6 protein-coding genes and 2 pseudogenes are annotated in these 6,264 nt (G+C 46.7%); 6 read left to right on the forward strand and 2 right to left on the reverse strand.

Annotation, left to right across the window (positions count from 1 at the left end; all coding sequences use genetic code 11):
- Window positions 1–79 precede the first annotated feature (79 nt).
- Complete coding sequence (locus AC2VDX_RS04875; RefSeq protein ID WP_378175911.1) at window positions 80–904, reverse strand: M90 family metallopeptidase; 825 nt, start codon at window positions 902–904, stop codon at window positions 80–82.
- A gap of 378 nt (window positions 905–1,282) precedes the next feature.
- Entirely contained in the window at window positions 1,283–1,708 is a 426-nt protein-coding gene (locus tag AC2VDX_RS04880) for a Spy/CpxP family protein refolding chaperone (RefSeq protein ID WP_486928109.1), read from the reverse strand.
- Window positions 1,709–2,591: 883 nt separating this feature from the next.
- Here AC2VDX_RS04880 and AC2VDX_RS04885 point away from each other — a divergent pair.
- The 6 genes and pseudogenes from AC2VDX_RS04885 to AC2VDX_RS04910 form a co-directional block, all read left to right on the forward strand.
- Window positions 2,592–3,809: a hypothetical protein gene (locus AC2VDX_RS04885; protein WP_378175915.1), complete on the forward strand. Its 1,218-nt coding sequence runs from the start codon at window positions 2,592–2,594 to the stop codon at window positions 3,807–3,809.
- Window positions 3,810–3,944: 135 nt separating this feature from the next.
- Window positions 3,945–4,148, forward strand: coding sequence for a hypothetical protein (locus AC2VDX_RS04890; RefSeq protein WP_378175917.1), 204 nt, complete (start codon window positions 3,945–3,947; stop codon window positions 4,146–4,148).
- 420 nt (window positions 4,149–4,568) lie between these two features.
- Complete coding sequence (locus AC2VDX_RS04895; protein ID WP_378175919.1) at window positions 4,569–4,877, forward strand: transposase; 309 nt, start codon at window positions 4,569–4,571, stop codon at window positions 4,875–4,877.
- A gap of 2 nt (window positions 4,878–4,879) precedes the next feature.
- A pseudogene (locus tag AC2VDX_RS04900) lies at window positions 4,880–5,423 on the forward strand (transposase).
- An 8-nt stretch (window positions 5,424–5,431) separates the two neighbouring features.
- The gene (locus AC2VDX_RS04905) at window positions 5,432–5,557 is read left to right on the forward strand and encodes a hypothetical protein (protein ID WP_378175921.1); all 126 of its coding nucleotides are present in this window, start codon (window positions 5,432–5,434) and stop codon (window positions 5,555–5,557) included.
- Between the two features lie 302 nt (window positions 5,558–5,859).
- Window positions 5,860–6,264: pseudogene (locus AC2VDX_RS04910) on the forward strand (ISL3 family transposase); the annotation flags it as partial.

Here is a 6,264-nt window from a genome sequence, read left to right on the forward strand (position 1 = left end):
TGTAATCCCTGTCGGTTCTTATATTATCGAAGGTGGACGCAGTGCGATCGCGCCTCACCTTAGGTTGAGTTGAACATATCTAAACCCATTGCACCGGATCTAGTTGATAGTAACCTTGTAGTTGCTCATAAAGTGCTGGATGCTTCTTCAGTAATTGGTGCGGTTTTTCAAAGAATGTCTCTGTTGCTACGGCAAAAAATTCGGCGGGATTCGTTGCACCATAACTATTCATTACCGTTTTTACGCCTCGTTGAACATCATTGCAGAGTTGTTGATATTCTTGTGTCATCACCTTTGCCCAAAGATCATAGTCTGAGTCTCGCTGCAAAATAGGAACACCCTCAGCTTTACCATCTTCTTGATCCAACTGATGGGCAAATTCATGAAGCACCACGTTATGTCCATCCCGCCAGTTGTAAGTATCGTGTTTCACCTGTTCCCAAGACAGTACCAGTTGGTCATTTGTCCACGATTCCCCCAGTCTGGCTACACGTCTTTCTTCAACAATATAATTCCCAGTGTAAGCGGTTTCATTAACAAGATATGTGCTAGGGTAAACCAGAATCGAACGAAGTTTAGGAAAGTAGGTTTCTCGCTCGTTGAGTAAGAGTAAACAGGCGACAGTCGCAACAATCACCTTCATTTCTTCCGTTACCTCTAATCCTCCACAACCAATAAATTGTTTTTCGGCTAAAAATACTTGAATGTGTCCCTGAAGCCGTTTTCGTTCAGCGGGAGAAAGAAAAAGGTAAATAGGAAGATTATTCTCAACAATCGCATTCCACAGTGGTAAAAAAGGACGCTGTCGGAGACGGTTTCGTCGCCGTTTAACTAGGGCAGGATTGACTAAAATTCCCGCGATAATCAGCCCAATAATCAGAAAAATAATAATTATTTCAAACATTGATTTTTGAGCAATTTATGCTATAGGATTCAATTTCCTCTCTAGATGTAAGCTGATTTAGCCCTACTTCGTATGTACACAGCTAATGGCATAGGACAGAACATCACATTTTACTCAATTTGAGCAAGGATACTATCATTAGATGCTAATATTCTGACTGGATTTGAGCGATCGCGCTGATGGGACGATAAACCGTGAGAGCGAGGCACGTTAAGCGCGAAGCAAAGCGATTGCAGCTCAGATTGAAAGTCCCTCTATTTTTGATGACAATAAAAAGGCATGGGAAGTGATTATTCCCATACCCCCTTAATGCTTCGTACTGGCTAGGTAAACTCTTTTCGAGCTACTTTTTCTGACAAAGCAAGAGCAACGCCCCCGTTAGGACTGTGGTTGTTGACGGCGTTGACGCCATTGCTGACGCAATTGCTCAAGTTGTTGCTTTTGGTCAGCAGTCAGCACTGCTTCCATCTGGCTCTTGGTACTCTGGCGAACCGCTTTGATTCTTGATTTTTGGTCTTCACTCAGGTTCAGATTAGGTCTTTGCCGTTGCTCTTTAGCAAGGCGCATTTGTTCCTTTTGCTCCGGGGTGAAAATAGCATCCATTTGCTGCCGTGTAGACTCTTTAATTTGCTGCATTTGTGCTTTTTGAGCATCAGTCAAATTCAGCTGGTTGTACTTCATTCCTGCGCCACCGGCACGACCAGGACCTGCAAAGGCAACGTTAGTGAAAGCGGGAATCATTGGGGAAGCGGCAAGCATCAACGCGATCGCGCCTGGCAAGAAGAACAAAGGTTTCATCTTCATAAGTGTGGAAATTCCGGGTTGTTAGTGTGCAGCAACAACAGATCCGATTGTTGTATTACCTTAGACCAGGCAAGGGTGAAGATGGTTCAGTCTTGGTTAAAACTCATCGTGTCCTATTTGCCACATCTCTCAGATGTATCGCCTATAGCCTTTACTAGGCAAGGAAATGGGCGGTTGAGAGATTCTCTGAATTGTTCACTCCGGAAAAGCGATCGCGTAGCGTACCAAAGGCGATCGCACTTCTACATACAGCCAAAACTAATGTGAGCGATCGCTCTGTTGACTCATGAAAAGCGATTACGCTTTTATAGCTTCAAGATGAGCATTATGCCTGTCACGCCTCAACTTTGCTTCCAGTTTTCATCACTGTGTGCAGGATGGTGCTTATACAAGAGATTGGGGTGTGGATAGTCCGATTGAATGGAATTGTCGTGTTGGTAGTGAATAAAGAGATGTTGGGTTTCAAGAGCGTTTTCCATTCCCTACGGCGATGCGCTGGCACGAGTATAACGCGACTTTGAGAGCGCGTGGTTCTTTGACGTTGTGGATCGACGAAGCCGCTTCCCAAGTGCCGACATCGCAGGAATACCGTTTTGAATCGTCTGCCAAGCCGTGACCGAAACGAAAATGATGTTTCCGCGTCGAAGAGTATCACCAACGATACCAGGAAAAGCAGGGTCGCGTTTCCTGTCATTGAACATTACCTACGAATACTCCTAGAACAACAGCGCCGCCGATCGGGGCGTTTTTTTGTGTTTCGCGCTTCTTGACAAAAAACAGGTTTCGTGACCAAAAAAGAATAAGTCCGTGAAAAAGCGTGATGAGGAAACGGTAGATTAAAAACATAAAGGCGCATCCGTTTCGCCACACAACGAGATTTCTCATGACGTTCCAACTACCGTTCCAACCGACCTCGCGCCGCATCGCCGTTGCCGCTTTCGCCGTCCTGACAGCGCTGCCCGCCCTTACCGGCGCGCCCGCTTCAGCTCAGGACGGCATGAAAGAAGCGAACACTTTGCAGACCACGGCGGCCCGCGAATCCGGTCGGCCCGCCTACTCTCCGGCGACCGCCGTCAATTTCAAGAAGGAGGACAACGTCTTCGTCAAGAGCGCGCTGGAGGTCAACTTCACTTATCGCGCGGCCTTCGTGACGCTGCCGCTGTTTCGCGGTCTCTCCCCGAAGAATGAACCTGTTTACTACATCATCACCGACGCATCCGACTTCGACGTGGCGCGTAAGATGGGTCTCAACTACGCTCCCAAGCTGCGCCACGCCGTGGGCGACGGGGCGCAGCGTGTGACCCTGGATGATGGCGTAATGCGCTTCCGGGGCAATGTGGACTTTACGCCGGAGCATCTGGTCATCCCCGGCTCAATGACGATGCCCTTCCCGCCCAAGACGGCTAAAGCCGGTGCCGTCGGCGACGCCGAATGGTCTTCAATGGTTGTCCTGCCCAGCGGCGTCGTCCTGAACGTGCAGATGGTGAATAACGCTTCGGGAACCCACGACCGGGTCAAGTCAATCGATCTCCAAAAGCGCACAGTAACGCTGTCTCTTCTGGACGGTTTTCAGGGCGGCAAGCAGTACTATTATCATCTGGTAACGGACGTTTCCGAAGAATTGCCAGCGGCGCTGGAGAACGGAGTACACACGCCGCGCTTAGCCAAGGTATTGGGATACGGTCAATCGCGCCCCAGCGACCGCTCGGCGCTGCTGGGATTCTCCCCGGTGTTGAACGGGATCACCGACACCAAGACGCATCAGGATCAGGGCTTTGCCGCTTCGATTGCCAACGCAGGGATTGACCCGATCAATGTTTTCCCCATTGACCCCGACAACGACAATCGCTCGCAGTCGAATAACTACAGCCCGCTTTGGGACGCTCATGTGAACATGTGGACGGAGAAGGCGGTCAAGGACGGTAAGATGCGCCGGATCACCTCCTTTGGCGATCTCGAAGGCTTGGTGCGGGATGGATTGATCGCCAGCGCTTCCATTAATCCGCCCGGACCCGGTAACAGCTACGTCGCTGGCTTGAGACCGACGCGGGCGATCATCAACTGCCCCGTCATCGCCCAGCCCAACTTACCTCCGCAGTAAGCGGAGAACGGAACGAGAGGCAGCAGCCCAACCAGTGCGATCGCTCTATCGTAGGTTGGGTTGACGCTCTTGAAACCCAACACACCTGTTAAATTATTAGAATTATATTCCTCTTGCCCATCCTGAAAAAAACTGATGGGTCAACTTATTCAATACCGCCGTGCCAAAACCCCCGGTGTCATCTACCAACGCCTTGCCTTATTCCGGGAACCTGAAACAGTAGAATTGCTCCGCACAGCTTTTGGCACAATCAAGCCCAGATTGCCATTTATTATTGATGCGATCGCTCTTTGGGTACTGGTAAAGCCAATCGCTATTCTACCCGATCATCTCCACTAGACTTCTTGTATGAATCAAATTAACCCCCCTCATTCCCCCCGTTTCGGGGGGAATAAATCTTGAATCTTGCTCCCTCTCCGTTTCGGGGAGGGCTGGGAAGGGGTTTCTATAAGAGTGAATTTAGCCGTCGTTGCCCTGAACAGTACAAACAATATCGCTCAGCATCGCGTTTAAGTAAAGGCGAGCAAGCTATCTGGCAGCGTCGATGAATGGGAGCATCAAATTCTTGCTGGAAACGGATTTCATGCAGTATGTAGACTACATTCATTCCAATCCGCTCAAGCATGGATTAGTCGCAGCGCCAATCATATTGGATATATTCCAGTTTTCATCACTGTGTGCAGGATGGTGCTTATAGAACCCATTTGACATTTTTTATAATGGTGAATGAAGGCACCTACCCCCTCTAATCTAGTCGCTATGGCATATTCCAGCAGTCTCACGGATCCAGAATGGGAAATTTTTGAACCCTTGCTGCTCCAGAAGTTACCGACGCAGAAACAGACACGCCCTCCCAACTGGACAAAGCGAGAGATTGTGGATGGCATCCTCTATCAACTCAAGAATGGCTGCAATTGGCAAGACTTGCCTCAAGATTTTCCGCCCTACTCAACCGTCTATTGGCACTACAAGCAGTGGCGAGCCGCTGGAGTGTTTGAGGAACTGATGAGTGCTTTGCACGGACAAGTACGCGAGCCAGTAAAAAAAAGCCCAAGTGGACGACGTTAATCATCATTGATTCCCAAGCCGTGAAAAACACCTGCAATGCCAGCGCGGATTCAAAAGGGTATTGTTTCTACAAATCAACCAATGGGATTAAAAGGCATCTAGCTGTTGATACACTTGGGTTTCCCTTCTTCACTCACTGCACAAATGCCAACGTCTGTGACGATGCGGGATTGGTCGAGATGCTGACGCTCAACCTCGACTATTTCAAGGCTAAACCGGTTAGTATTCCGAAAATTACCATCCTGTTAGACCATGGTTATCACCCGGAACATTTAACTCAGGCATTAGAGCCGGTTTATCCCGAAATCATGACGAAAATTAAGTTTCAACTCTCGACGAAACCCTCGAAACAAGAGAAGGCAGCACAGGGAAAATCTGGATTCGTTCCAGCTATCGCCCGGTGGGTCATTGAACGATCCAATGCCTGGATGGAGCGCTGTAAAATCCTGACTAAAAACTTTGAGCGAACCCGCCGCGAATGCAACTGCCAAAATCAACCTTTGCTTCATCAGGCTAATGATTAAAAGGCTTGCAGCTTCTTCTTGAGATCTCAAATGGGTTCTATACAAGAAATTGGGGTGCCGATAGTCCCATTGAATGTGATGGTTGTGTTGGTAGTGAATAATCAGATGTTGGGTTTCCTGCATCAACCCAACCTACGCGATGAGCGATCGCACTAATTGAAGCCAGCTTTTGCAAAGTGATCGCACAATAAACTCTTCTCTAAACAAACACTTGAGTTTTCTGGTTTGACAGGAGCGTTGCTAGGTGCATTTTCGAGATAATTATCTGCAAATTTATTAAGCTCTTCTAATAATTTTGGCTCTTCAGTACTTTTTATGCCAAAACACTAGTTATAATTAGAAAAAACATTAAGAAATATCTCAAAAAGTTACTAAAAGGATTGAACAGATTGACATGTAAAGACTATTTTTTATTAACTATAAATATAAGCATAGTATTTTTAGGTGAATTTACAGCTATGGCTAGCAAAAGAGATATTAAAATTCTAACAGAGCTTCTAGATTTAGACTCTCTCAAAGTCATATCACATCGGTTTCACACTGGGATTGGAATAATTTTACAAACCGCATCAATCGACATATTGTGAAAGACATACCTTTGGGAGAAAAATCAGTATTTTTAGAAATTAATAGACGGCAATTCAAATGTGAAATATGTAAAAAACCATTTAGTGAAAACCTAGATTTTGTGAAAAAGAAAAGAACTTATACAAAGAGACTTGCAGAGAAGATAATCCAAGAAGTTTTAGATTCGGATATTCATAGCGTAGCGTCGAAAGGTATAGTGACAACAGAAGAGATAGAACGGATGTTAAAAGATGCATCCGAAGCCTTAAAAAATTTAAAACCTTTGAATCTAAAAA

Source organism: Coleofasciculus sp. H7-1 (genome assembly GCF_057473865.1).